Origin of the sequence: Mycetocola saprophilus, assembly GCF_000718085.1 — a bacterium.
Lineage (GTDB): Bacteria > Actinomycetota > Actinomycetes > Actinomycetales > Microbacteriaceae > Mycetocola > Mycetocola saprophilus.
In genome coordinates, this window is sequence record NZ_JOEC01000003.1 from 237232 (window position 1) to 263136 (window position 25905).

The following is a 25905-nucleotide window of genomic DNA, read 5'->3' on the forward strand; positions in this document are numbered from 1 at the left end:
CACGGGCACCCGAGACACTCTCGGGTGCCCGTTTTTTAATACCCGGAACGACATTTTTCGGTGCGCCGAAATTAACCTGCTAGTGTGAGCGCATGACCTCCGCAGCACCCGCCTCCACTCGTCCAACCCGCGCGCCCGAACGTCGGCTCCTGGGTCTCCTCGGCCCCGCCTTCGTGGCGGCCATCGCCTATGTGGATCCGGGGAACGTCGCGGCCAACCTCTCCGCGGGCGCGGGCTACGGCTACCTGCTGGTCTGGGTTCTGGTGCTGGCCAACGTCATGGCGGTGCTCGTGCAGTACCTCTCCGCCAAGCTCGGCCTGGTCACCGGCAAGAGCCTGCCCGAGCTGCTGGGACAGCGCATGCCGCGCGCCGGCCGCCTGGCCTACTGGGTACAGGCCGAGGTCATCGCCGCGGCCACGGATCTCGCCGAGGTGATCGGCGGCGCCATCGCGCTGAACCTGCTGTTTGGGACGCCGCTGCTGCTCGGCGGGATCATCGTCGGCGCGGTCTCGATGGCGCTCCTGGCAATCCAGTCGCGCCGCGGCCAGCGTCCGTTTGAGTTTGTCATTCTGGGCATGCTGGTGATCATCACCATCGGCTTTGTGGGCGGCCTGTTCTTCTCCCCACTGGACTGGGGCGGCGTGGCCGGCGGACTGGTTCCACGCTTCGAGGGCACCGAGACGGTCCTGCTGGCCGCGAGCATGCTGGGAGCCACGGTCATGCCGCACGCGATCTACGTCCACTCGGCCCTCGCCCGCGACCGCCACGGCGTGAGCACCAACCCCGGCCGAGTCCGCCGCCTCCTCAAGGCCACCCGGTGGGATGTGGGCCTCGCGCTCGTGCTGGCCGGGGGCGTGAACATCGCCATGCTGCTTCTTGCCGCCTCGGCCCTGCCCGGCGTCGCGGGCACCGACACCATCGAGGGCGCCCATGCGGCCATCACCGCGGCCCTCGGCCCGGTCGTCGGCGTGGTCTTCGCCGTGGGCCTGCTCGCCTCGGGCCTCGCCTCCACCTCGGTGGGCTGCTACGCGGGAGCCACGATCATGGACGGCCTGCTGCACGTACGCATCCCGCTCCTGGTGCGCCGCGTCATCACCATCATCCCCGCACTGATCGTGCTGGGCGTGGGTTTTGACCCCACGCTGGCGCTGGTCCTCAGCCAGGTCCTGCTCTCGGTGGGCATCCCCTTTGCCCTGATTCCGCTGGCCTATCTGACCGCCAAGCGTTCGCTGATGGGCGAGTTCGTGAACCGACTCCCGATGCGCATCATCACGGCGATCGTGGTGGCCGCCATCGTCCTCCTCAACATCGCGCTGATCTACCTCACCCTCACGGGCGCGGCATAGCCACCGGCCCCTGCCCACGTCCGCGGGCCCAACGCACAATGCGGTCCAGGGTCCAGGCGACCAGGGTGAGTACGTGCAGGAGGACCAGCAGCACGATCCAGATGACCTTCTCCGAGGTTCGCATCCGGCGATCATTCGCGGTAACCACGATCGCGTACACCCAGTACCCAAACAGCGCGAGTACACCCAGCAGAACCGGCAGATGCCAGCCCATCAGCAGATTAGACACGGTGCTCCCCCACTCCCCCTCGGCACATCCGCGTAGCTACACCCTAGCGAGATCCGCACCCCTCCACCAGAAAAAACACCGCCGCCCCGCTGGAATCCAGCGGGGCGGCAGTCAGAGAAAACTCGCGAACTAGTTCACGTCCTCGTCAACCCAGTCGAAGGTCTTGGTGACGGCCTTCTTCCAGTTGCGGTACAGACGGTCGCGCTCGCCCTTGTCCATGCTCGGCTCCCAGCGCTTGTCTTCCTGCCAGTTCTTGGCCAGGTCGTCGGTGTCCTTCCAGAATCCGACGGCCAGACCCGCGGCGTAGGCGGCACCCAGCGCGGTGGTCTCGGCAACCACCGGGCGGACAACCGGGACACCCAGGATGTCGGCCTGGAACTGCAGCAGCAGGTCGTTGGCGGTTGCGCCACCGTCCACGCGCAGCTCGGTCAGGTCCACACCGGCGTCGGCGTTCACGGCGTCCAGCACCTCGGCGGTCTGGTAGGCGATGGCCTCCAGCGCCGCACGGGCGATGTGACCCTTGTTCACGAAGCGGGTCAGACCCACCAGTGCACCACGGGCATCCGAACGCCAGTACGGAGCGAACAGACCCGAGAAGGCGGGGACGAAGTAGGCGCCACCGTTGTCCTCCACGCCACGAGCCAGTTCCTCAACCTCGGCGGCCGAGGAGATCAGCCCCAGGTTGTCGCGCAGCCACTGCACCAGCGAACCGGTCACGGCGATCGATCCCTCGAGCGCGTAGTGGGTGGGCTGGTCACCGATCTTGTACCCGATGGTGGTCAGCAGACCGTTCTCCGAGTGGATGATGTCCTCACCGGTGTTGAAGATGAGGAAGTTACCGGTGCCGTAGGTGTTCTTAGCCTCACCCTTGTCGAAGGCTGCCTGACCGAAGGTCGCGGCCTGCTGGTCGCCCAGGATACCGGCGATCGGGGTCTCGCGCAGCAGCGAGTGGCTGTCGGCGTGACCGTAGACCTCGGAGGAGGACTTCACGGTCGGCAGCAGCGACTTGGGCACATCGAAGGCGGCGAGGATCTCGTCGTCCCACTCGAGGGTCTCCAGGTTGAGGAACAGGGTACGCGAGGCGTTGGTCACGTCGGTGACGTGCACACCGCCCTCGACACCGCCGGTCAGGTTCCACAGCACCCAGGTGTCGGTGGTTCCAAAGAGCAGGTCGCCGGCCTCGGCACGCTCACGAGCGCCCTCGACGTTTTCCAGGATCCAGACGATCTTGGTACCGGAGAAGTAGGTGGCCAGGGGCAGACCCACGGTCTTCTTGAAGCGCTCCACGCCGCCGTCGGCCGCCAGGCGGTCCACGATGTCCTGGGTGCGGGTGTCCTGCCACACGATGGCGTTGTAGACGGGCTCACCGGTGTTCTTGTCCCAGATGACCGCGGTCTCGCGCTGGTTGGTGATACCGATCGCCGCGATGTCGTGGCGGGTCAGGTTGGCCTTGGACAGCGCCTGTCCGATGGCCTCACGGGTGTTGTTCCAAATCTCGTTCGGGTCATGCTCAACCCAACCAGCCTTGGGGAAAATCTGCTCGTGCTCAAGCTGTCCGGTCGAGACGATGCTCCCGGAGTGGTCAAAAACAATCGCACGCGACGAGGTGGTTCCCTGGTCAATCGCGATGACGTAGTCAGCCATGTGCTTAACTCCTTATTTCAAAAACTGCGGTGTCTGTGAGGGGGGAATACTACGAGGGTGGCACGGGCGGATGCATGTTTACCGTGCATCCGCCCGGACCGAGGTGTTAAGTTAGGCTCCGACGATCGGGAGCAGAACCGGGGAGAGCAGACCGGCGGCCACACCACCGATGATCGGACCCACAACGGGAACCCAGGCGTAGCCCCAGTCGCTGGAACCCTTGCCCTTGATCGGCAGGATGGCGTGGGCGATACGCGGACCGAGGTCACGTGCGGGGTTGATGGCGTAGCCGGTGGGGCCACCCAGCGAGGCACCGATACCCACAACAAGGAAGGCAACGGGCAGTGCGCCCACGGCTGCCAGACCACCGGTTTCACCCTGGTGGTTGAAGCCGAGGATCACGATGACCAGCACGAAGGTCGCGATGATCTCGGTGATGAGGTTCCAGGTGTAGGAGCGGATTTCCGGGCCGGTCGAGAAGACGCCGAGCTTGACGCCCTTGTCCTCGGTGGCGTCGAAGTGCTTCTTGTAGGCCAGATACATGAAGATCGAACCGATAATGGCACCGATTAGCTGTCCACCAAAGTAGGTGAATGTGGCGCCGACACTGACCGGCACGTGCGGTGCATAATCAGCGGCACCGGAGGTAAGAATACCCAGCGTCACCGCGGGGTTCAGGTGTGCACCCGAGTTGAATGCAACGATCACACCGGCGAAGACCGCAAGACCCCAGCCGAAGTTGATCATCAGGGTGCCGCCGCCAAGACCCTTGGACTTGGCCAGCAACACGTTTGCAACTACACCCCCACCAAGCAGGGTGAGCATTCCCGTACCGAAAGCTTCGGAGAGAAAGACCGTTCCTAAAGATACGTCCACGTTGACCTTCCTTTTCTGTTTCGTGGCGACCCCTGGTCGCCGCGTTGGTGTGTGAGTCCCGGATCGGGGTCGCCACCGACTCTCGTCGGTGGCGACCCCTAAGCCCGGACTGAGCGAACCCTAGGCGCTCACCGGAGTCTTCCCGCCAGCGCGGGAATCGGTGATGCCGTGAGCCCAGCTCAGGTATTCTGCGGCCCGAGCGATTTCTCGTTCGGTCGCCTCGGTGTCCCAGCCCAGTGACGACGCAATGGCCTCGGCCACTTCGACGAGGACCGCGTGCGAGCTCCGACCGGTGAAGGCCAGGCTCGTGCGGCGCTGGATGACATCAAGCAGGGTGACCACGCGCTCTTCGGTGGCCAAAATGGTGAGCTCCTCGGCGCTGTAGTCCGGTGCGGTGGCGAGCATGTGCTCTTCCGCCGGGAGCTGAGCGATGAGGGCGGCGGCACGGGTGCCGTAGCGCTCAAGCAGTGCGTCGGCACGCTTGTCGGAGACCAGGCCGCGGTTGGCGGATACCCAGCGGGCGCGGGCGGCGTCGTCGCGGGGGTAGTCCTTACCTCCACCGATCGCCATTCCGGCGGTGGAAACCTTGCGCTCGAGGCCCAAGACCTTCAGCACGTCTCCGGAGAGGTGCTCGGCCAGGGCGCGGAACGTGGTCCACTTTCCACCCACGAGGCTCAGCAGCGGGGTCTTACCCACGGCGGTCTCGACGATGCGGTAGTCGCGGGAAACGAAGCCGGGCTGGGTGTCACCGTGACCGGGCAGCGGACGGATGCCGCTGAAGCGGTAGATGATCTGCGAGCGGTCCACCGAGATCTGGGGGAAGACGTGCTTGACCAGGTCGAAGAAGTAGTCCACCTCTTCCTCGGTGCAGACGGCGGCCTCACGCGGGTCGGCGTTGATGTCGGTGGTACCAACCATGACCTTGCCCTTAAGCGGGTAGATCAGCACGATCCGGCCGTCGTTGTGCTCGAAGAAGATCTCGCGCCCACCGGTGGCTGCCAGCAGCTCATCGTTTTCCAGCACAATGTGCGAACCCTTGGTGCCACCCATATAGGTGGTCGGGGTGCCGAAGGCACCGTTGGTGAGGTCGGTCCAGGGACCGGAGGTGTTCACAACGACGTCGGCGGTGAAGTCGAACTCCTCGCCGCTGACGCGGTCGCGCAGGGTAATCGCACCGGACTCGGTGGATCCCACGGCCTCAACATAGTTGACGGCACGGGCGTGGTCGCCGGCGGCCAGACCGTCGTGCATCACGTCGAGGGCGAGGCGCTCGGGGTCGTGCATCGAGGCGTCGAAGTAGGTGGCGGTGTACTTGAGACCCGGGTTGAGCTGCGGCAGCTCGGCGAGGGTCTTCTTCTTGCCCAGGAAGCGGTGACGCGGAACCGAGCCGCCATCACGGGAGAAGGAGTCGTACATCATCAGACCCATCTTGATGAGTGCGGCACCGCGCTCCTTCGGCTTGCCCTGCTTGTGGGTCAGGAAGCGCATCGGAGCGGAGACCATGCCCGAGAAGGTCGAGAAGATCGGCACGGTGGTGGGCAGCGGCTTGACGTAGTGCGGGGCGATCTTGATCAGGGAGTTGCGCTCCTGAACCGATTCCTGCACGAGTCGGAACTCGCCGTTCTCCAGGTAGCGAATGCCACCGTGGATCATGTGGCTCGAGGCGGCCGAAGCGCCCGAGCAGAAGTCGTTACGCTCGATCAGGGTCACGTTGACTCCCTGAAGGGCGAGGTCGCGGAAGGTGGCAATCCCGTTAATACCGGCACCGATAATCAGTACGTTGGCTCGCGGCTCTGCGCGGACAGCCTCTACCGTGGTGCGAGCGGTGCCCGGGTTCCCTACCTGATCCTGCATGGTGTTACCCCTTTTCGAAACTTTCGATTTCCCCCGGCAGCGGCATCCCCGCCGTCGGTTCTTTCCGATTGTGACCCACCTGCACAAAACGCGCAAAGCCGATGCACGAATGTGCACGAGGTCGATAACACATGTTCTTGAATCACAACTTAGTAGCCGTCATGCGCTTTGCATAGGGGTTTTCCGCATCGTTACGCGGAGCGTCATATATCAATCGTGCTCCATTCACCCGGGCACTCCCCTCTCGGTGTCCCCCAAAAATGGTTCCCCGATGCGCCAAAGAAACATTTAAAAAACACACATCTACCCAATCTTGGTGCACAATTTCTCAGCGACCGTTATCCAGATGAACGGCGGGTAAACGGCGCTGTGGCCCCGTAAACAAGCGGATGTTTGAGAACTTTCGACGTTCGCATTCCGCACTCACCGTGGCGAACGGCGAGTCGAAAACTGCCGATTTTGGACCAAAAAGAGCGCGCGAAGGTGCAAGATATACGCGTTCCCGCATTCATCACCCGCTATGAGTGATGTCCCCCATCCATCCGCGAGGCACACCGGCTATCGGAACCTCGGAGAATTACGCCCCCTCCCAACCCCGAGACGGGGCCTCGGCGCGCGCTCACGGGAAAAAATGGTTAAGCTCGGAGGTGAAGTCTTGCGACGGTGAACGCGGCGATCCCGTACCACCACGCGGGCCCGCACATCACACCCGCAATACATCCGCCACCTGACCGGCCCCGCTGGCGGCCGCACGGCGCAAGGAGTTTTACCAATGTCGGTTCCCGAATCGTTTTCCCTCAGTGGGAAAACTCGTGACGCCCTAACCGCCGCGCAGCTCTACTATCTGCAGGACCTGACCATGGATGCGATCGCCGCCGAGCTGCACACCTCGCGCTCGAGCGTCTCGCGTCTGCTCGGTCACGCCCGCGAGACCGGACTGGTCGAAATCCAGGTCCGCTCCCCGCTGGACGCCCCGCGCCAGCTGGAAAACGACATCCGCCAGCAGTTCGGAGTGGTCGCCCACGTGGTCTCGGTCCCCGACCAGATCAGCGATGTGGACCGCCTGGACCGCGTCGCCCTCTATGCCGCCCGGATCCTCGGCGGCTTCTTCGACTCCAATATGTCGATGGGGGTGGCCTGGGGTTCCACCATGAGCGCGGTCTCCCGCAACCTCTCCTCCAAGCCCACCCACAACTCCCTCATCGTGCAGCTCAACGGTGCCGCCAACCCGCGCACCACGGGTATCGCCTATGCCAGCGAGATCCTGCAGCGCTTCGGCGCGGCTTTCGGCGCGGCGATCCAGCAGTTCCCGGTGCCCGCCGTGTTCGACGACCCCAACACCAAGACCGCGATGTGGCGTGAGCGCAGCGTGAGCCGGGTGGTCGAGCGTCAGAACGCGCTGGACATCGCGGTCTTCGGTCTCGGCTCGACCTACTCCGACGTCCCCAGCCACCTCTACGTCGCCGGCTACATCGACGATGCAGACCTCGCCGTGATGCGCGAGGACGGGGTTGTCGGTGACGTCGCCACCGTGTTCTACCGCGAGGATGGCAGCAGCGACAACATCGCCCTGAACTCCCGCTCGTCGGGCCCGAGCCTCGACGTGCTGCGCGGCATCTCCCGCCGGGTCGGCGTCGTCTCCGGTGCCGGCAAGCTGCGCACCCTGCGCGGCGCCCTGGCCGCCGGCCTGATCACCGACCTGATCGTGGACGCCGGCACCGCCCGCCGCCTGGTCGACCAGGGCCCGCTGGACGCCTAGCCCGCCACGCCGCGCAGACACAGACGCTCCCCTCGACTTCAAGGGGAGCGTCTCTGTCTGCGGGCACCCAACCTGTCCGCATTCTTTCCGCTACTTCGGAGCAACAATCGTTATTCGCGTAGCGTTCCGCATATGAGTGCGGATCGAAGCAATAAGACGGGCATACGGGTCCGCCCGTCCCCTGTGCGTGCGTGGGCACCACCCGAATCGGGCGGAGCCCCCATTATCCCGCCCGTCCTGTATCTACCGATTCGGCTCGGCCCCGAGGGGCAGCGCACCATCGAAATACACCGGCGAGCCGATGGACGAACCACCCTGCTTGCTTATACGGCGCTAGACCGCCTTGCGCGACAGTGCGGAGAGAGTCAACCGTGGATTCTGGTTTTTACCGAAAGACTCGGAGAGATCAAGGACGAATACCCGTTTGACGTGGTGAGTTTTGACCCGGGTATCGATCCCCAATCCACGACCGAGGGGCAGCTGAAATGACACACATCCGAATCGATGACGAGGGAATGCAAGAGCTGGCGAAGTCTCCCACCCGTCGAATCGATAACCTTATTTCAGCGATGGATAACTTTCCCGGTGGCGCCAACGGCGGCCTCGCAAGCCGAAAGATCGCGGCTGTGCTCCGAATCACATTGGAAGCTTCTCAGCTCTCCGCTGCAACAAGCACGGCACTTCTCGCTGTCGCCCGAGCGGCAATTGAGGACCACACACTCGCCGAAGAACAGATCATTCGAGACCTCAGTGTGCTCGTTCGTGGAGGTGACTCGTTGTGAGCATCAATCTCAAGATCCCAGGGGATCCCGATGGGCTCCACTCACTTGCGGATTGGCTTGATCCCAAAATCAAGGCCCCTACCGCATCGCTTACCGACGGGTTGGCCCAGCTCATCTGGGACACCCCCATGTTTTGGCGGGGAGAATCGGCGGCCGCGTTCCAACTTGCTGCGAAGAACGTTCGGATCGGGGTCGAGCCGCTGGGTTCATACACCGCAGATGCGGCAGAAATCATTCGGGCCTATGCACGACGTTTGTCCCGGGGGCGTCAAACATTTGCCGGATACGCCGATACTGCCTATCAAAATTGGCTCACCGTGGTGGGCTCAATCATCGAGCCTCCGGTGGCACCCACACAGTTCGTGGCCCCGGCAGGTACTCCACGTCCAACAGAACGGGGCCCGAATGGCGAATGTCTCTCGCCACTCCCGGTCGGAGGATACGAGGATTCGGTGCTGTGCTACCAAAAACTCGATAAAAGTGTCAGCAAATGGTGGGCCGAGCTCCGAGTATGGGTCGATGACCACTTTGCTCCGTTGATCGCCCGTGCGGTCGAGTTTGAAGGTCTCTCGGTAACGTTTGATGCGCTGCAACACGGTAACGAGTTAGTGCGCGGAATCTATTTGGAAGACGCAGGTTCCAAATGGAAAGACACTCTGAGCGCAGCAGAACAAGCCGCGGACTCGGCTCAGGAGGCGTTTAACCGGCTCGAGCGCCAGATGATCTCGGGTAGCGCAGAATTCCGGGCGGCGGCAGCAAGATTCACCAGCCCCGAACTTCGTGAGGCACGTTCACTGCTCGACGCGGAGGTGGGTCGTCTCCGGGTCGGCACACGAATCATTCCGGTTGCTGGCGTTGCCATCGACGTGGTCTCTGCAGCCGCCGATGTTGCAGCAGGGGGATCTGTGTCTTCAACGGGTATCGGTCTCGCGGGCGGATTCGTCGGCGGGCTCGGTGCCGGTGCGTGGCTTGCCCCCGTACTTGGTGCGGTGCTTCCGCCAGTGGCTGTTATTGCCGTGGTGTCCGGCATCTCGGTAGCGGTAGGAAGCGCTGCCAGTTGGGCGTGGGAAGCTTCGGTGCCCCTGGACCTCCGCGAGGCCATAGACGCAGGGGATTTTGGTTATGTTTTCGCACGGTCATGACATGTCGCGTCTGGAGTCCTGATGTTGCGATTACGGATTCATCAGAGAATCGTCACGCTGCCCTCCGGATATACCCAGTCGAAATCTCAGGCTCCCTGGATCGGCCTCGCGATTCCAATTTGCACAGTCCTCGGGTATTTGACGTTTTCGAAGACCCCTAACCCTGGTGTTGCCCTCACCTCGTTCTCTCTCACCGTGAGTCTTGCGCTTTTTCTGGCCTGGCTCCTCGTCCTGACGATCAGGCCCGAGCCGGAAACAGTTCGAGTTGCACGTTCTGGACCACTCCGGTTCCTTCCGCGCCCGGGAACATGGAGCGGATTGATACTTGTCGGTTTGGCGCTATCTATCACCGGAGCAATCACGCTGCTGACGTTGTACATCCCCTCGATCTATCCCGTATCTGGATTAATCGGAGGACGCTTTAGCCGCTTCAGCCTGGGACTGGTCGGTCTCGCATTGGGTGCATACACGTTCATCGGGTCAATCCACCGCCGCACCCGGTTCCAGGGGGTAGAGGTCACGAGCGACGGTATCCGCTGGTGGACCAGGGGTAACACCGTCCACCGCACCTGGGAGCAAATAGATGCCGTCTCACTCTCCTCAGAGAAGGGCCTCCAGCGACTCGACTTACGGGACACCAGCGGCGACACGTTTGTGGTTGGTCCCGGGCAATCTGGGTCCGACCCGTGCATGTTGGCCGAAGTGATCCTGTTCTTTCGAGACAACCCGGTTCACCGTCCTCGTCTCCAGTACGGGGCGACTGCCCTGAGCGCACTGGGTACGGTCTCACGATTTCCCGTCCGCTCGAACACGCGGTAAGCAGCAGCCGGAAAAAAGTCTCGGTGTGTCGGAATACTTCCACCGGGCAGTGGGGTTGTCCTACGATAGATAACAAATAGTGCTCCGGGGTTGGTGAGAGTCCAAACCGGCGGTGAGAGTCCGCGAGCCCGTTCTTTTTCGGAAGGAGGGGTTGAGCCGGTGAAATTCCGGCACCGACGGTTATGGGTCCTGCGGGATTCGAGTCCGGATGAGAGGTAGCACACGCGGATTTGACGACCCTTCGTCGGGTGCGCGTAATTCGGTGACGCTCGCGTCGCCACCCTCCCGGAGTGCGCTCGAGAAAAGGCAACCACTCCGATGATCACCCCAGACCGCCTAGACGCGGCCGTCCTCGACGCGGCCATGGGCCGCGCCCTGGAGATCGCCACCCGCGGGCCCGAAGGCGGGCCCAACCCGCGGGTAGGCTGCGTCATCCTCAGCCCCGACGGGCACACCCTCGCCGAGGGCTGGCACCGCGGTGCCGGCACCGCGCACGCCGAGGTAGACGCCCTCTCCCACCTGGCACCGGGCGAGGCCCGCGGCGCGACCGCCGTGGTCACCCTGGAACCGTGCAACCACACCGGACGCACCGGCCCCTGCGCGCAGGCGCTGATTGCCGCCGGCGTCGCCGAGGTGTACTTCGCGGTGCCGGATCCCGGAGCGGTGTCCAGCCACGGCGCGCAGACCCTGATCGACGCGGGCATCCCCGCACGGCTGGGCCCGCGCCGCGAACAGGCGGAGGAACTGCTGGCCGGATGGCTGCGGGATGCCCGACGCGGACGCCCCACGGTGACCGTGAAGTGGGCCACCAGCCTGGATGGCCGTGCGGCCGCCGCCGACGGGACCAGCCAGTGGATCACCGGACCCGACGCCCGTGCAGATGTGCACCTCGAACGCTCCCGCCACGACGCGATCGCCGTGGGCACCGGAACCGTCCTGGCCGATGACCCCGCCCTCACCGCCCGCGGCGAGGAAAACGGTGCGCCGCTGGCCCAGCCGATCCCCGTGGTGTTTGGCCACCGCGAGGTGCCGGCGAATGCGCAGCTGCGCAGCCACCCGCGCGAGCTCATTACCCTCAGCGGCGATGATCTGGGCGCGGATCTGGATGTTCTGTGGAAACGCGGCATCCGATCGGTGTTTGTGGAGGGCGGCCCGAGCCTGGCCAGCGCCTTCATCCGTGCCGGGTTTGCCGACCGTGTGCTGGTCTATATCGCGCCCACCCTGATCGGCGGTCCGAAGCTCGCGCTGACCGACCTCGGTGTGGACACCATCGGCGACCAGCATCGCCTCGTCTTCACCGATGTTCGACACCTGGGATCGGATCTGCGTCTCACCGCCGAACCGGTCGCCCCCGAAACCTCATCCACCCACCCGACGTCTGGAGCCCACTAGTGTTTACCGGAATCATTGAGGAGCTCGGCACCATCACCGCGCTCGTTCCCAGTGCCGATGCCCTGCGCATCACCGTGGAGGGGCCGCTCGTGGTCTCCGATGCCGGGCACGGCGATTCGATTGCCGTGAGCGGCGTGTGCCTGACCGTGATCGAGCAAACCGAAACCTCCTTCACCGCCGACGTCATGGCCCAGACCCTCGTCATGTCCGCCCTGGATGGGGCGACCGTGGGAACCCGGGTGAACCTCGAACGTGCCGCCCAGGTGGGCGACCGTCTCGGCGGTCACATCGTTCAGGGCCATGTGGATGGCACCGGCACCCTGCTCCAGGTCACCCCGGGTGACGCCTGGCGGGTACTGCGCTTCTCGCTGCCGATCGAGCACGCCTCGCTGGTCACCGATAAGGGGTCGATCACCGTGGACGGGGTCTCCCTCACGGTCAGCGCGATCTCCGATCCCGCCGAAACCGCCCCCTGGTTCGAGGTCTCACTGATCCCCGAAACCCTGGTCGCCACGACCCTCGGCGAGCGCCAGATCGGCGACACCGTCAATCTTGAAACCGACATTCTGGCACGTCACGTGGAGCGTCTGCTCGCCGTGAATGCCGCAGTTACTCCCAACGAAAGCCGATAACCGATGAGTCTCTCAACCATTCCTGCCGCCCTCGCCGCCCTGCGCGCGGGCAAGGCAATCCTCGTGGCCGATGATGAGGGCCGCGAGAACGAGGGCGACGTGATTTTCGCCGCCGAGCTCGCCACCCACGACACCGTGGCCTGGGCCGTTCGGCACACCAGTGGTTACCTGTGCGCCCCGATGACCGCGGACATCGCGGACCGACTGGCCCTGCCCCCGATGGTGGAAAACAGCCAGGACCCGCGCAAGACCGCCTACACGGTGACCGTGGATGCGGCCTCGGGCGTGACCACCGGTATCAGCGCCTCCGACCGTGCCCGGACCCTGCGGGTCCTCGGTGATGCGACCAGCACCGCCGAAGACCTCATCCGCCCCGGACACATCGTGCCGCTGCGCGCGGTGGCCGGGGGCGTGCGTGAGCGTGCCGGTCACACCGAGGCTGCCGTGGACCTGCTGCGCCTGGCCGGGCTGAACCCGGTCGGCGTGATCGGTGAGGTTGTGACCGACGAGGGCGACATGATGCGCCTACCGGGTCTGCTGGCCCTGGGCGTCGAACACGACATCCCGGTGATCACCATCGCCGATCTGATCGAGTACCTCGACGCCGCCGACGCCGGCACCACCGAGCAGCTGGCCGCGGTTGCCAACGACTCGGCCGTGCACTTCGAGATCGAGACCAACCTGCCCACGACCCACGGCAACTTCAAGGTGCGCGCCTACCGTGACCGCCAGACCGGTGCCGAGCACCTGGCCCTGATCCACGGCGAGCTCACCGACACCGCGATCCTGCGGGTCCACTCCGAGTGCCTGACCGGTGAGGCTCTCGGTTCGCTCAAGTGCGAGTGCGGTCCGCAGCTGGACGCCGCCCTCGAGGAGATCGCCGAGAAGGACGGCGTGGTCATCTACATGCGCGGACAGGAGGGTCGGGGCATCGGCCTGATCAACAAGCTGCGTGCCTATGCGCTGCAGGAGCAGGGCTATGACACCCTCGACGCCAACCTGGCCCTGGGCCTGCCGGCGGATGCCCGCAGCTACCTGCCCGCCAGCGCGATCCTCGAGGACCTGGGCGTGAGCGCCGTGCGCCTGCTGACCAACAACCCCGAGAAGATCCGCCAGCTGGAAGAGGCCGGCATCCGCGTGGTTGAGCGCCTGCCCCTGGTGGTCGGCGTGGGCGAGGTCAACGAGAACTATCTCCAGACCAAGCGCGACCGCATGGGCCACCGCTTCGAGGGCGAGCCCGGCTCGTTCATCCCGCTCTCCGACTAACCCCTCCCTACCGAACGGAACACATAATGAGCAGCAACGGAATCCCCTCCCTCCAGGTTGACGGCACCGGCCTCAACGTCACCGTAATCGCCGGATCCTGGCACGAGGAGATCAGCAACGGTCTCATCGCCGGTGCCGAGAAGGCCCTGGCCGAGTCCGGCGCCACCTTCACGACCGTGCGCGTCGCCGGTAGCTTCGAGCTGCCGGTTGCCGCCCGCGCGGCGCTGGAGGCCGGGGCGGATGCGGTGGTCGCGCTCGGCGTGATCATCCGCGGCGGCACCCCGCACTTCGAGTTCGTCTCGGATGCTGCGACCTCGGGGCTGACCCAGGTGTCCGTGTTGACCGGCAAGCCCGTGGGCTTTGGCGTGCTGACCCTGGACGATGAGGCACAGGGCATCGACCGCGCGGGCCTGCCCGGCTCGCGTGAGGACAAGGGCCGCGAGGCCGCCGAGGCCGCGCTGCACACCGCGGTCCTGCTGCGCTCGCTCTAACCCGCGGGTAACAGAACCGCCTCGTGGGCCGCGCCGAAGAGATTCAGCGCGGCCCACTGCAGCAGGATCACGGTTTTGCCGTCGCGGATGCGGCCGTCGGCGATCGCGGCCACGGCATCGTCAAACCCCAGCTCCACCCGCTCGATCTCCTCACCCTCCTCGGCCAGGCCTCCGCCGATCCCGGTTTCATCCTCGGGAGCGTATTCGGCGGCGAAGAAGTGCACCCGCTCGGTGATCGACCCCGGACTCATATAGAGGTCAAAGAGGTACCGGGGCGCGCGGACCCGCACCCCCAGCTCCTCGTGGGTCTCGCGGGCGATCGCCTCCTCGGGGGCATCCCCGTCCAGCAGGCCCGCGGCGGCCTCGATCAACACGCCGTCGGGGTGCCCGTTGACGTAGGCGGGGAAGCGAAACTGTCTGGTCAGTAAGACCGTGCGGGTATCGGTGCGGTACAGCAGGATCGTGGCACCGTTGCCGCGATCGTAGGTCTCCCGGGTTTGCCGCCCCCAGTTGCCGTGTCGGTCCCGGTATTCCAGGGTGGTGCGGCGCAGCACGTGCCAGCCGTCCGAGGTTACCTCCACGTCGAGGATCCGCACGTCGGGATTACCGGCGAGGTCCCGGCCCACTCGATCCAGTCCGGTTCTTCCGCGACCATCGGGGATCCCTTCCCCGGGGACGGCACGGGCGGCACTCTGCGCGGGATTTTCACTCATTTCCCCACCCTAACCCGCGGATTTATTTCCGCCAGGTTGTGTCGCCCTCACGCCGCGGAGTTTCGGGAAACTCCCGGTATGGGCGTATATTGGCATTTCCGCCACAATCGGATACCCACACCAATTTAGGCTCAGCGATCACCCCACCCCCGTGATGACTGCACCTCACTCTTGATTTACGACGTTTTTGGACGACAGCATGTCAGCAGCAACCACGGGGGATTCGAAGGCCCCCGCAGCCCCCGCCAATCCCCGCTCGCGCGTCATTACCGCGAGCCTGATCGGCACCACCATCGAGTTCTACGACTTCTATGTCTACGCCACCGCGGCGGTTCTCGTGTTCCCCACCCTCTTCTTCCCCAGCGCCAACCCGACCACCTCGCTGCTGGCCTCGTTTGCCACGTTTGGTGCGGCGATGGTGGCCCGTCCGATCGGTGCCATGGTCTTTGGCCACTTCGGCGACCGCTATGGCCGCAAGGCCACCCTGGTCGCCTCGCTGCTGACCATGGGTATCGCGACCTTCCTGATCGGTGTGCTGCCGACCTTTGACACCATCGGCTGGTGGGCCGCGCTGCTCCTGCTGATCCTGCGCCTCGGACAGGGCTTCGCCCTGGGTGGTGAGTGGTCCGGTGCGGCGCTGGTCGCCACCGAGAACGCCCCGACCGGCAAGCGCGCCTGGTACGGCACCTTCCCGCAGCTGGGTGCACCGCTGGGGTTCATCATCGCCAACGGGCTGTTCCTGCTGATCAACGCGATGCTCCCCCACCCCGAAAATCCCGCCCTGCAGTCCGAGGCGTTTGTGGCCTGGGGTTGGCGGATCCCGTTCCTGTTCTCCGCGGTCATGGTCATCGTGGGCCTCTGGGTGCGTCTGCGTCTGGTGGAGTCCACCAGCTTCCAGAAGAACGCCGACAGCGGCAAGCTGAAGAAGTCCCCGCTGGCCGAGGTGTTCCGCTTCCACTGGAAGAACCTCATCCTGGGTACCTTCATCATGCTGGCCACCTACGTGCTGTTCTACCTGATGACCAACTTCACCCTGACCTTCGGTACCCGCGCCTCCTCCGTTGAGGTTGCGCAGAAGGCCGCCGAGGCCGCGGGCAAGCCGTTTGATCCCTCGACCTTCTACCCCGGCGGTGGCTTCGGCTACGTCGACTTTGTGCTGATGCTGATCATCGGTGTGGTCTTCTTCGGAATCTTCACGCTGGTCTCCGGCCCGCTGGCCGACCGCTTCGGTCGCCGCAAGACCCTGATCGTGATCACCATCCTGATCATCGGATTCGGCTTCCTGTTTGAGCCGATGCTCGGCACCGATAAGGGCCTGACCCAGGCGTTCCTGATCATCGGCTTCACCCTGATGGGGGCGACCTTCGGCCCGATGGGTGCGCTGCTGCCCGAGCTGTTCCCGACCAACGTGCGCTACTCCGGCTCGGCGATCTCATACAACGTGAGCTCGATCCTGGGTGCCGCCGTGGCCCCGCTGATCGCCCTGCAGCTGTGGCAGGCCGCCGATGGCAGCCCGTTCCTGGTGGGCATGTACCTGGTGGCGATGGGTGTGCTCACCCTGATCGCGCTGCTGCTCTCCCGCGAAACCAAGGACATCAACATCGACAACTAGTCGAGTCCAGCCCGCGGCCCCGTCTCTCTCTCTCCCCCCCAGTTCACGGGGAAAGGAGACGGGGCCGCCGCGTATTTCCAGGGCGAACGGTATGCCCCCGAAAGACACGGAGCCCGATCGCGTTGACACCGGCTGGGCGAGTCCCATAGGTTTTCATCCAGCAGGTCACGAGCCCGCTACAACACCGAAGAATTGCCACCTCGGTTTTACACCCAGAGAACGGTGTTTTCTTCGGTTTCGTGGCGCGCTCGGGGTGCCTGAACTATTAATGGGGGAAATGATGAATACGATTAAGAAGACCGTTACCGTGGCGCTGCTGGCGGCCGGACTGGTTGCCGGTGGCGCGGGGGTCGCGCAGGCAGCAACCGTGTATTACAAGGGCAGCGCCATCAGCTGGGAACACGGTCGTTCGTGGGGGGTCACCAGCTACTCCGACGTGCAAACCGGTGTGTACGAACACAGCTCGACCGCGAACACCACGTTCTCCGGGTGGAAGAAGCCCGGTGTGCTGGCGCACGCCGAGCAGTTCGTTGGCACGGGCGCGGCAACGGCCTACTGGAACGCTCGCGGCTAATAGCACCAGGGTGACAATTGCCGTAGAAGAGAAGGACCACAAGTAACGTTCATGTCCTTTTGGTCAAAACTCTCAAGTTCCATACTCGTTGTCCTGATCGGGGTTCTCTCGACCGTGCTCCTGGTGTTCAGCCAGGGAGCACGGCTTCAGCAGACGGTCGAAGAGTACCCCGTTGGGGCAACAAAAATCTATGTGCACGGAGTCCCCGAAGAAAGGGCAGCGAGTGTTCTCGCTGCCCTTGGGGACTTCGCTCACACCGAAGGCCGCGCGGTTGTCCGAGTCGACCATCTCGCGGCCGACTCCTCGAACCTCGTCACCGGTATGCGCATCGGTATCGTGGCCAACCCGGTTGCCGTCCCGGATACGCTGGGCCTGGACGACCTGGGAACGTCGCTCTTCGGCTCCGCCGAAATCTCACGGCTGCTCGAGGGTGAACCTACACGATCCATCGGGCTGGACGCGAATGCAGCCGACGTGCTCGTTCCCATACCGGAGTTCACGTTCGCGCCGAGGATTGCGGTCGTCCAGCTTGCACATCTTGTCCAAACTTCGGGAACCGTCAACGCCGCCTACCGCGTAGTCGGAGCGAGCCCGGATCAGGTCGCTGGTCTCCTCGGTTCGCTCGAATCCGTCACCGGCCAATCCGCCGAAAGCATGCTGACCCCGATGCAGGGACGCGCCGCCGATGGCGGTCTCGTGGGCGGTCTCCTGGTGGGCTTCCTCGTCGCCGCGACAATTCTGCTCCTCCTCGTGCTCGTTTTTGAAACGCTCAGGGCATTTCGAATTCTCGGCGTGCACGTCTTGCTGGGGCACTCAACCTGGGGATTTGCGGCCACGCTATTTCGTCCGGTGCTGATCACCGCCGGAATCACGGCGGTGCTTTCGGCGGGACTTACCATCGCGCTTGCGCCGGGATATCGGCTCACCGTCGAGCTCGCGTCACTCGCCTGGAGCGCGTTGGCCGCCGGAGGCATCCTTACACTCGCCTGTGTGGCAGTTGCGGCGACGGCGCTTATCTCGACAAAACCGGTCAATGCGATCCTCGGACGCTACTCGAAAAAACTACTGCTCTGGACCCTTTCCGGGTTCTACGTAGTGGCGATTGCCGCCTTCACGCTCACCCTGGTCTTCCTCGACGGCCCCATTCGAGAAGCCAATAGGCTCTCCGATGTTAACCATTCCTGGGCCTCGGTCAAGGACCAGGAAATCCTGTTCCGGATGTCTGCCGGTAGCGCGCAGACCTCCGATGGCGGACAATCGCCACAGCAAACCAGAGACTTTTACGATTGGTACCGGTCCATCGCGGACAAGCCCGGTGTCAGCCTGGTCAATACCCAGTACTTCGACTCGCAAATCCTCGACAAATGGGACGGGATCTATGCATCCGTCCCGGAACAGCCGTTCTGGTATGTTGCCGCGTCACCCAGCTGGCTCGCCGAGCAGGGGTTCCACGTTGATGACGCCCTCATTGCCCGGGCCCACCACGGCGAGCGAGTGTTCCTGATTCCGAACTCCTGGTCGGAATCAACCAGGACCGCAGTGCAGGGGTGGCTGGACGAAAACAGTCATCCCTCATATGAGCCCGCCATTCGCACCGAGTTTTTCGATGGCGAAAGGGTGACATTCGAGGGGTACGAACCGGGTTCGCAGCTGTTCGCCTGGAACACGGATCCGGCTCTTCCTCAGCACACCACCGACCCGGTTATCCTCATCACCACTCCGGAGAATATGGTGCCAACCGAAAGCGAAAGCCTCGCCGCGGTCGGGCTGAGCAACAGTTATGTGAAGCTGGAGACGTCCGCCGCTCGGGACTACACCAGCACCGAGTACCTGGCCTCGTTCCATCTCGACGATAAGAGCATTGAGTTTCTCCCGGTGACGGATTTTATCGCCGGGCTCACCAAGACCATCGAATCAATCATTCAGTTGTTTGGCGGGGTTGTCCTCTTCCTCTTCGTCTTCTGTCTGGTGGTGTTGGCCTCGGTAGCACGTCTGTTTGCGCTCACCTACCGCGAGGCACTGGCCGTCAAACGGCTGTTGGGATTCTCGCTTGGCAAGCTCTTCGCCCCCGCCCTTTTCGTGGTTGGAGGAACCGGAATCCTGGCAATTATCGTGGCTACCTTGTCCCAATCCACGAGTGCCCTAGGGGGCACGATCGTCATGCTGGTGGTCCAATCCGCACTGTTGATAATTCTTGTGCGCCGCTATTCACGACTTCAGCTCGGCACAACCCTTAAAGAATAGGAGTCGCTGTGAACGCTCTACTCACCCTCGACGCCGTCACAAAAACCTACGGGTCGCGAACGATTCTCGATCGCATCAACCTGGAGGTATTTAGCGGCGAATCAGTGGCGATTGTTGGCCCATCCGGCTCGGGCAAATCAACCCTGCTCAACGTGATCGGGCTGCTTGATGACCCGTCGTCAGGGGTCATCCGCTTCAATGGAAAGCCCCTTCCTCGGATCAATGGATCGGCAGCCACCGCGCTGCGCCGAGATCACATTAACTATCTTTTCCAATCGTTTGCACTGATCAATTCCTCCACAGCCGTGGAGAACGTTCTGCTTGGGATGCACGGCGTCAGAGCCCGGCGATCGCGCAAGATCGCACAGGCCATGGAACTGCTGGACCGGCTGGGCCTGCACGAGGTTGCCGAGGATAGGGTCATGACGCTCTCCGGTGGCGAGCGTCAGCGTGTGGCCCTTGCCCGCTGCCTCCTCAAACCCGGTGAGCTCATCCTGGCGGATGAGCCGACCGGTGCGCTGGACGCAGCTATGGCGGACCGTGCAATCACCGAGATGCTGGACCTGCAGCGTGATTACAACAAGACCCTCCTCGTGGTCACCCATGACCAGGGTGTGGCCCGCCGTTGTGATCGCATCTTCGAGATCGGAGCGCGAGCGCAGACGCGCGTGTAGCTACTGGCGGGTACCCCTCCTCTCGTCCGCCGGCTGGCCATCGGCACACTTTGACGGGAGGGGCACATCGAATAGGTGCCGGGGGTAGTTCCGGCCCTCGGTTTTGGGTCCCGCGCGTGCACGGCCCCCGGACACGCCCGTCTTGGCGACAGACTGTCGGAACTGTGTCGACGCGGGGTCGGGAAAATCCCCGGTCACGCGCGTTACCGATGCGTTTGACCAGGCCCGCCGGGTGTTCTACGGTAAGGAAAGCACGCGGTTCCGCCTCCCGCCGCATCGTCGCGTGGGGGCCCCGGGCTCTCGTGCGCCGTTTCAACCCAACACCCGGCCAGACCGCGCACGCTTTCGGCCGCCGATTTACCCCGCCGAATGCCACCCCAGGAGTGTGTTCGGCACCAGGAAAGGCCACATGTCCTCGCCCGCTCAGTCCCGCTCCCCCTTCGCCCGGCGCAAGCCGCAGGAGGGTCCGCGCGCCTCGTTTAGGCAGCTGCTGCCGTTCCTGTTTGAGCACAAGCGGATGCTGTGGTTCATCATCCTGCTCTCGGTCCTGGGAGCCCTGGCCTCGCTCGCCCAGCCGCTGCTGGTCAGCCAGGTCATCGGCCGGGTGCAGAAGAACGAGATGCTGGGATCGCTGGTCTGGGCGCTGGTGGCGCTGGTTGTCATCTCCGCGCTCCTCATGGGCTACCAGCACTATCTGCTCCAGCGCACCGGTGAGGGTGTGGTGCTCTCCAGCCGCAAGCGTCTGATTTCGCGGATGCTGCGCCTGCCGGTCTCCGAGTTTGATGCCCGCCGCACCGGCGACCTGGTTTCCCGCGTGGGCAGCGACACGACCCTGCTGCGCGCGGTCCTCACCCAGGGGCTGATCGAGGCCATCGGTGGCGCGGTGACCTTTGTGGGTGCGCTGATCGCGATGCTGATCCTCGATCCGGTCCTGCTGGGCCTCACGGTTCTTGTGGTGGCCGTCTCGGTGCTCGTAGTGGTCGCGCTCTCGGCGCGGATTCGCCAGGCCAGTGCCGCGGCTCAGGCTCGCGTGGGCGATCTGACCTCCGCCGTGGAGCGGGCAATCAGCTCGGTTCGGACCGTGCGTGCGGCCGGTGCCACCGAGCGCGAGATCGCCGGGGTTGAGCAGCACGCAACCGCCGCCTGGAAGATGGGTATCCGTGTCGCCAAGGCCTCCGCTCTGGTGGTCCCGGTTGCCGGTATCGCGATGCAGGCCTCGCTGCTGGTGGTGCTGGGCGTGGGCGGATTCCGCGTGGCCTCGGGCGCGATCGAAATCTCCAGCCTGGTCGCGTTTGTAATGTTCCTGTTCATGATGATCATGCCGCTGGGCCAGGCCTTCGGGGCGCTCACCGCGACCAACCAGGCGCTCGGTGCCCTGGGCCGGATCCAGGAGATCATCGATCTGCCCGCCGAGGACGCCAACGACGCCGAAATCGCCGCCGCCCTGAGCGATCCCGGCACCGTCTCGGCCGAGGCCGCGGCGATCGAGTTCCGCGACGTCAAGTTTGGCTACGCGACCGCCCCGGCGACCGGCGGCGTGGCCGAGGCCGACGATATCCGCACCGTCACCGCCACCGGCGAGCGCACCGAGGTGCTGCGCGGGGTGTCCTTCACCGCCGAACGCGGCACCCGGACCGCGCTGGTGGGTCCGTCCGGTGCCGGAAAATCGACGATCCTGGCGCTGATCGAGCGCTTCTACGACCCCCAGGACGGCGCGATCCTCTTCGGTGGCCGCGACATCCGGGCCCTGGACCGCGGCGACCTGCGCGGCCAGATCGGCTATGTGGAGCAGGATGCCCCGGTCCTGGCCGGTTCCCTCCGCGATAACCTGCTGCTCGGTGCCCCCGACGCGACCGATGCGGACTGCGAGCGCGTGCTGCGCGACGTCAACCTCGGCGAGGTCCTGGCGCGCAACAGCGCCGGCCTGGACGCCGCCGTGGGTGAGGACGGCATCATGCTCTCCGGTGGTGAGCGTCAGCGCCTGGCCATCGCCCGCGCGCTGCTTGCCGCCCACCCGGTGCTGCTGCTGGACGAGTCCACCTCCTCGCTGGATGGCCAGAACGAGCAGCTCATGCGGGTGGCGCTGGACGCCGTGGCCAAGGATCGCACGCTGATCATCATCGCCCACCGCCTCTCTACCGTCGTGGACTCCGACAAGATCGTGGTTCTCGAACACGGCACCGTGCTGGGCACCGGCACCCACTCCGAACTGGTGGCTTCGGTGCCGCTGTACCGGGATCTGGCCAAGCACCAGTTCCTGGTGTAACGCGCAGGCCCAACGCCCCGGCCGGGTTTCTCGGCCGGGGCGTTGCGCTTCCCCGAAACCCGACGATGCCCCGCACCGCTGGAGGACGGTACGGGGCATCAATCACTCGGCCGGCTCGTTTCCGATGCGAGCCGCCGGTGGGTGGGCGAGCCTAGCGGCCCGCCTCGTCGCCGAGGTTTTCGGCAAGCACGTCGAGCACGCGTGAGCGCGCCCGTTCACCAGCCGCGCCGAGGCGCGTCCCGATGGTCTCCACCAGCGCCTCGAGAAATACCACGTGCGGTACCCGCGAGGTGTGTTCCAGCTCCTGGCGGAAGCTCGCCGCCGGGGCCAGCAGCAGGGTGATCGCGGCCAGACGGGTCAGCGGGGTGTTACGGAACGAGGTAACCGCGATTACCCGCGCCCCGGCCTCATTGGCCTGGGCGGCGGCGCGCAGGCTCGCCTCGTTGGCACCACTGCCGGAGATCACCAGGCAGACATCCTCGGCGCGCAGGCCACGGGCGGCAATCTGCTGGCCAATCGGATCGGCCAGGGTTTCCGCCGGCCGACCGGCGGCGGTCAGGCGCATCGCCAGATCCATCGCCAGCGGACCCGACAGGCCGCTGGCAACCACGAGTACCCGGCCCGCGGCGACGATCGAGTCCACCGCCGAGTCCACCTCGGGTTCGCTCAGCACGCTGGCGATCTGCGGCAGAACCTGCGCCAGGGCGACGATCTCGGCGCGGATCCGGCCGAGCGCACCCGCGCCCGGGTCGGCGTCCTCGGTGCGCTGGGCGATCTCTCCGGCGAGCGCGAGCTCCCCGGCCAACGCAACCCGAAGCTGCGGATATCCTCGGTAGCCGAGGCTCTGGCACATCCGCACCACGGTCGAGCGAGCGACTCCGGCGCGGTCGGCGAGCTCCTGCGCGGTCAGCTCCACCACGCTCTCGGGATCGGCGGCGATGATCTCCGCCGCCCGACGCTCGCTGCGCTGCATGCCCGGCAGGGCGGTGGCGATGCGCACGGTGGGCATCGCGGTGGGAATCTCCCCGGTGGAGACAACATCGATGCTAGACGAGGTCACGGGCGGCGTTCCTCTCGAACGGGACACGGATGCTAGGCGAGGTCACGCGCCTTACTCCCCTCGGTGATCCGGCGACGAATGGCACCGGAGGTCAGGTCAATGGCGATGGTCACGATGATGACCACGATCAGTAGCGCACCCACGGTGGGCCACTCCCGGTACTGGGTGTACGAGGTGAGCATATCGCCAATTCCGCCCACACCGATCAGCCCCAGCACGGCGCTGGCGCGTACGTTGATCTCAAACCGGTAGAGCCAGAACGACACAAACTCCGGCGCCGCCTGCGGCCAGATTCCCCAGCGCACGGTCTGCCAGCGGCTTCCACCGGCGGCTTTCACGGCCTCGATGGGTCCGGGATGCACACCCTCAATCGCCTCGTATCCCCACTTGCCCAGGGTTCCGATGCCGTTGACCGCGAGCGCGAGCGCACCGGTCAGCGGGGTGAGCCCGGTGACCGAGAGAATCACGATGGCAATCACGATCTCGGGAACCGCACGGATCAGCGAAAACAGCCCACGCAGAGCGAGCCGCACCGGGGCCGGGCCGATGCCACGGGCGGCGAGGAAGCTCAGCGGGAACGAGATCACAATACCCAGCAGGCATCCCACCCACGCCATCTCCACGCTGCGCCAGGTCTGCCAGAGCGCCTCGGGGACCCTGTCCCAGGCGGGGTTGGAGAACATCAGCCACAGGTAGCGGGCGATGTCCGCGGGAAGGTTTGCGGTGCGCGCCCAGTCCACCTTGACCGACCAGAAGACCAGCACCACCAGGAGGGTGATGGCCACGGTGATCACGGTTCGCCAGGGGCGGCGCGGCTTGGCCGGCGGCGTGATCGCGCGCGCAGGGGCCGAGCGCACGGTGCGCGGCGCGGTATTCAAGGCTGTCATTTCAAACGCTTTCTCATCGCCGCACTCGCCCAGTCGATCAGCACCACAACCACGAGTATTTCGAGGATGATCAGCGCGAGCTGGTCGTAACGGTAGAAGGTACGCACCGCATCGATCAGGAGGCCGAGGCCACCCGCGCCGACGAGGCCCAGCACGGTCGAGGCGCGTACGTTGAGTTCAAACGCGTACAGCGCCTGGTTGATAAACGGCGGCCAGATATCCGGCAGCAGCGCCGCCCGGTTGATCTGGGTCTGGGTGCCGCCGGCCGCACGCGCGGCCTCACCGGGACCGGGATCCCCGGACTCGATCGCCTCGGACACCAGCTTGACCACGATGCCCACGTTGAACAGCACCAGCGCGATGATACCCGGCAGGGCACCCACCCCGACCATGGCAACTAGGACCGCGGCGTAGAGCAGATCGGGGACCGCGCGCACGATGTTGAGGATGGTGCGCACGAGTCCGCGGGTGATCCGGTTGGGGTTGGTCAGGCGGGCTGCCCACATGCTCAGCGGGACCGAGACGATCGCGCCGATCACCGAGGCGATCACCGCCATCTGCAGGGTCTCAATCAGCGGTTCAATCGTGCGCGGGAAGAACGACCAGTCGGGCACCAGCAGCTGACCGATCTTCTCGGCACCGTTGCGCCAGTTGCGCACAATGGCGTCGAGGGAGAAGTCCACGCCGATGCCGGGAGCCAGGGTCACCGCGGTAATGGCCGCGATGATCGCGATGGCCAGCCAGATCTTCCAGCGTCCGCCGGGTTTGGCGGGGAGACCGGGATACTCTGCTGCACTCACGCGGGCGTCCCGGTGGGGGCAGCACTCTGGCCGCCCAGCAGATCCTGGTCGCCAATCGGCCGTCCATAGATCCGCTCGAAGTCGGCATCGGTGGCGGTGGCCGCGGGGCCGTCGTAGACGATCTCCCCGGCGCGCAGCCCAATCAGCCGGGTGCCGTAGCCGCGGGCGAGGTCGAGCAGGTGCAGGTTGACCAGCACGGTGATCCCGAGTTCGCGGTTGATCCGGCGCAGGTCGCCCATGACCGCGTGGGCGGTGGGCGGGTCAAGGCTTGCCACGGGCTCATCGGCCAGCACGATGCCGGGCTCCTGAGCCAGGGCGCGGGCGATAGCCACGCGCTGCTGCTGCCCGCCGGAGAGGTGTGCCGCCCGGTGATATACCCGTTCGAGCATACCGACGCGATCCAGCGCCTCGAAGGCCAGCTGTCGATCCCGCTGACGGTATGCACCGACCAGGGTGCGCGGCACCGAGGTGTGGGCGAGGCGTCCTACCAGGACGTTGTTGAGCACCGTGGTGCGCCCGGCGAGGTTGAACCCCTGGAAGATCATGCCGATCTGTCCACGCAGGCGGCGCAGTTCGCGGCCGCGGGCGAGATCCATCCGGTGCCCGCCAACCTCGAGGGTGCCCGAGCTGAGCGGCACCAGGCCGTTGATGGTGCGGATCAGGCTGGACTTGCCCGATCCGGAGAGGCCGACGATGGAGACCATCTCGCCGGCTTCGATGTCGAGGGAAATCTTCTTGAGGCCCACCACACCGTTGGGGTAGCGAACCACCGCGTCGCGCAACCGGATGGACCAGGGGGCGGAGGCCGCGGTCGCGGCCCCCGCCGGGGTTTCCGGGGAAATC

Annotated in this window: 22 protein-coding genes and 1 riboswitch; of the genes, 13 read left to right on the top strand and 9 right to left on the bottom strand. The window is 65.1% G+C overall.

Annotated features, from left to right (window positions below; translation table 11 throughout):
- Positions 1–92: 92 nt before the first annotated feature.
- Positions 93–1346, top strand: a complete 1254-nt coding sequence (locus IE92_RS0113600) for an Nramp family divalent metal transporter (RefSeq protein WP_051701968.1) — start codon at positions 93–95, stop codon at positions 1344–1346.
- On the opposite strand, the gene IE92_RS0113605 is transcribed toward IE92_RS0113600, so the two are convergent.
- The 4 genes from IE92_RS0113605 to IE92_RS0113620 form a co-directional block, all read right to left on the bottom strand.
- The gene (locus IE92_RS0113605) at positions 1330–1575 is read right to left on the bottom strand and encodes a PLDc N-terminal domain-containing protein (RefSeq protein WP_030149054.1); all 246 of its coding nucleotides are present in this window, start codon (positions 1573–1575) and stop codon (positions 1330–1332) included. The two genes, IE92_RS0113600 and IE92_RS0113605, sit on opposite strands and share 17 nt — an antisense overlap.
- A gap of 129 nt (positions 1576–1704) precedes the next feature.
- Positions 1705–3219 (bottom strand): glycerol kinase GlpK, encoded by a 1515-nt coding sequence (gene glpK, locus IE92_RS0113610; RefSeq protein ID WP_030149055.1) that lies wholly within the window; start codon positions 3217–3219, stop codon positions 1705–1707.
- A 111-nt stretch (positions 3220–3330) separates the two neighbouring features.
- Positions 3331–4095 (bottom strand): MIP/aquaporin family protein, encoded by a 765-nt coding sequence (locus IE92_RS0113615; RefSeq protein WP_030149056.1) that lies wholly within the window; start codon positions 4093–4095, stop codon positions 3331–3333.
- A gap of 120 nt (positions 4096–4215) precedes the next feature.
- A complete protein-coding gene (locus IE92_RS0113620; RefSeq protein WP_043322183.1) occupies positions 4216–5949 on the bottom strand; it encodes a glycerol-3-phosphate dehydrogenase/oxidase in 1734 nt (577 codons plus the stop codon).
- Positions 5950–6721: 772 nt separating this feature from the next.
- Between IE92_RS0113620 and IE92_RS0113625 the strand changes: the two genes are divergently transcribed.
- The 7 genes from IE92_RS0113625 (at position 6722) to ribH (ending at position 14232) form a co-directional block, all read left to right on the top strand.
- Positions 6722–7708 carry a sugar-binding transcriptional regulator gene (locus IE92_RS0113625; protein WP_030149058.1) on the top strand — a complete coding sequence of 329 codons (987 nt, stop codon included), beginning with the start codon at positions 6722–6724 and terminating at the stop codon, positions 7706–7708.
- Between the two features lie 132 nt (positions 7709–7840).
- A complete protein-coding gene (locus IE92_RS19105; RefSeq protein ID WP_342666431.1) occupies positions 7841–8197 on the top strand; it encodes an SAV_915 family protein in 357 nt (118 codons plus the stop codon).
- A gap of 289 nt (positions 8198–8486) precedes the next feature.
- Complete coding sequence (locus IE92_RS18430) at positions 8487–9632, top strand: hypothetical protein (RefSeq protein ID WP_156027563.1); 1146 nt, start codon at positions 8487–8489, stop codon at positions 9630–9632.
- Between the two features lie 896 nt (positions 9633–10528).
- A riboswitch (FMN riboswitch) is annotated at positions 10529–10675 on the top strand.
- A 94-nt stretch (positions 10676–10769) separates the two neighbouring features.
- Positions 10770–11843: a bifunctional diaminohydroxyphosphoribosylaminopyrimidine deaminase/5-amino-6-(5-phosphoribosylamino)uracil reductase RibD gene (ribD, locus tag IE92_RS0113645; protein WP_030149062.1), complete on the top strand. Its 1074-nt coding sequence runs from the start codon at positions 10770–10772 to the stop codon at positions 11841–11843.
- Positions 11843–12475 carry a riboflavin synthase gene (locus tag IE92_RS0113650; protein ID WP_030149063.1) on the top strand — a complete coding sequence of 211 codons (633 nt, stop codon included), beginning with the start codon at positions 11843–11845 and terminating at the stop codon, positions 12473–12475. Before ribD ends, IE92_RS0113650 begins: the two co-directional genes overlap by 1 nt.
- A 3-nt stretch (positions 12476–12478) precedes the next feature.
- Positions 12479–13741, top strand: a complete 1263-nt coding sequence (locus tag IE92_RS0113655) for a bifunctional 3,4-dihydroxy-2-butanone-4-phosphate synthase/GTP cyclohydrolase II (protein ID WP_030149064.1) — start codon at positions 12479–12481, stop codon at positions 13739–13741.
- A 26-nt stretch (positions 13742–13767) separates the two neighbouring features.
- Positions 13768–14232 (top strand): 6,7-dimethyl-8-ribityllumazine synthase, encoded by a 465-nt coding sequence (ribH, locus tag IE92_RS0113660; RefSeq protein WP_030149065.1) that lies wholly within the window; start codon positions 13768–13770, stop codon positions 14230–14232.
- On the opposite strand, the gene IE92_RS0113665 is transcribed toward ribH, so the two are convergent.
- Positions 14229–14945 carry an NUDIX domain-containing protein gene (locus IE92_RS0113665; protein WP_030149066.1) on the bottom strand — a complete coding sequence of 239 codons (717 nt, stop codon included), beginning with the start codon at positions 14943–14945 and terminating at the stop codon, positions 14229–14231. The genes ribH and IE92_RS0113665 overlap by 4 nt on opposite strands.
- Positions 14946–15144: 199 nt before the next feature.
- Between IE92_RS0113665 and IE92_RS0113670 the strand changes: the two genes are divergently transcribed.
- The 5 genes from IE92_RS0113670 (at position 15145) to IE92_RS0113690 (ending at position 22315) form a co-directional block, all read left to right on the top strand.
- Entirely contained in the window at positions 15145–16557 is a 1413-nt protein-coding gene (locus IE92_RS0113670; protein ID WP_030149067.1) for an MFS transporter, read from the top strand.
- Between the two features lie 277 nt (positions 16558–16834).
- Positions 16835–17131 carry a hypothetical protein gene (locus IE92_RS16835; protein ID WP_030149068.1) on the top strand — a complete coding sequence of 99 codons (297 nt, stop codon included), beginning with the start codon at positions 16835–16837 and terminating at the stop codon, positions 17129–17131.
- 51 nt (positions 17132–17182) lie between these two features.
- Positions 17183–19375, top strand: a complete 2193-nt coding sequence (locus IE92_RS0113680) for a hypothetical protein (RefSeq protein WP_030149069.1) — start codon at positions 17183–17185, stop codon at positions 19373–19375.
- Positions 19376–19383: 8 nt separating this feature from the next.
- Positions 19384–20049 (top strand): ABC transporter ATP-binding protein, encoded by a 666-nt coding sequence (locus tag IE92_RS0113685; protein WP_030149070.1) that lies wholly within the window; start codon positions 19384–19386, stop codon positions 20047–20049.
- A gap of 409 nt (positions 20050–20458) precedes the next feature.
- A complete protein-coding gene (locus IE92_RS0113690) occupies positions 20459–22315 on the top strand; it encodes an ABC transporter ATP-binding protein (protein WP_030149071.1) in 1857 nt (618 codons plus the stop codon).
- A 151-nt stretch (positions 22316–22466) separates the two neighbouring features.
- Here IE92_RS0113690 and IE92_RS0113695 read toward each other — a convergent pair whose 3' ends face one another.
- From IE92_RS0113695 to phnC, 4 genes are read right to left on the bottom strand one after another with little or no spacing between them, the layout of a single operon-like run.
- A complete protein-coding gene (locus tag IE92_RS0113695; RefSeq protein ID WP_245601304.1) occupies positions 22467–23375 on the bottom strand; it encodes a MurR/RpiR family transcriptional regulator in 909 nt (302 codons plus the stop codon).
- A gap of 32 nt (positions 23376–23407) precedes the next feature.
- Positions 23408–24262: a phosphonate ABC transporter, permease protein PhnE gene (phnE, locus tag IE92_RS0113700; protein WP_030149073.1), complete on the bottom strand. Its 855-nt coding sequence runs from the start codon at positions 24260–24262 to the stop codon at positions 23408–23410.
- Positions 24259–25062, bottom strand: a complete 804-nt coding sequence (phnE, locus tag IE92_RS0113705; RefSeq protein WP_030149074.1) for a phosphonate ABC transporter, permease protein PhnE — start codon at positions 25060–25062, stop codon at positions 24259–24261. Before phnE (IE92_RS0113705) ends, phnE (IE92_RS0113700) begins: the two co-directional genes overlap by 4 nt.
- Positions 25059–25904 (bottom strand): phosphonate ABC transporter ATP-binding protein, encoded by an 846-nt coding sequence (gene phnC / locus IE92_RS0113710; protein ID WP_030149075.1) that lies wholly within the window; start codon positions 25902–25904, stop codon positions 25059–25061. Before phnC ends, phnE (IE92_RS0113705) begins: the two co-directional genes overlap by 4 nt.
- Between the last annotated feature and the right edge of the window lies 1 nt (position 25905).

Bases quoted from the DNA above. Each gene is read 5' to 3' on its own strand.
- IE92_RS0113600 (WP_051701968.1), top strand. From the start codon at position 93: ATGACCTCCGCAGCACCCGCCTCCACTCGTCCAACCCGCGCGCCCGAA.
- glpK (WP_030149055.1), bottom strand. From the start codon at position 3,219: ATGGCTGACTACGTCATCGCGATTGACCAGGGAACCACCTCGTCGCGT.
- IE92_RS0113620 (WP_043322183.1), bottom strand. From the start codon at position 5,949: ATGCAGGATCAGGTAGGGAACCCGGGCACCGCTCGCACCACGGTAGAG.
- IE92_RS0113625 (WP_030149058.1), top strand. From the start codon at position 6,722: ATGTCGGTTCCCGAATCGTTTTCCCTCAGTGGGAAAACTCGTGACGCC.
- IE92_RS19105 (WP_342666431.1), top strand. From the start codon at position 7,841: ATGAGTGCGGATCGAAGCAATAAGACGGGCATACGGGTCCGCCCGTCC.
- ribD (WP_030149062.1), top strand. From the start codon at position 10,770: ATGATCACCCCAGACCGCCTAGACGCGGCCGTCCTCGACGCGGCCATG.
- IE92_RS0113655 (WP_030149064.1), top strand. From the start codon at position 12,479: ATGAGTCTCTCAACCATTCCTGCCGCCCTCGCCGCCCTGCGCGCGGGC.
- ribH (WP_030149065.1), top strand. From the start codon at position 13,768: ATGAGCAGCAACGGAATCCCCTCCCTCCAGGTTGACGGCACCGGCCTC.
- IE92_RS0113665 (WP_030149066.1), bottom strand. From the start codon at position 14,945: ATGAGTGAAAATCCCGCGCAGAGTGCCGCCCGTGCCGTCCCCGGGGAA.
- IE92_RS0113670 (WP_030149067.1), top strand. From the start codon at position 15,145: ATGTCAGCAGCAACCACGGGGGATTCGAAGGCCCCCGCAGCCCCCGCC.
- IE92_RS16835 (WP_030149068.1), top strand. From the start codon at position 16,835: ATGATGAATACGATTAAGAAGACCGTTACCGTGGCGCTGCTGGCGGCC.
- IE92_RS0113680 (WP_030149069.1), top strand. From the start codon at position 17,183: ATGTCCTTTTGGTCAAAACTCTCAAGTTCCATACTCGTTGTCCTGATC.
- IE92_RS0113690 (WP_030149071.1), top strand. From the start codon at position 20,459: ATGTCCTCGCCCGCTCAGTCCCGCTCCCCCTTCGCCCGGCGCAAGCCG.
- phnE (WP_030149073.1), bottom strand. From the start codon at position 24,262: ATGACAGCCTTGAATACCGCGCCGCGCACCGTGCGCTCGGCCCCTGCG.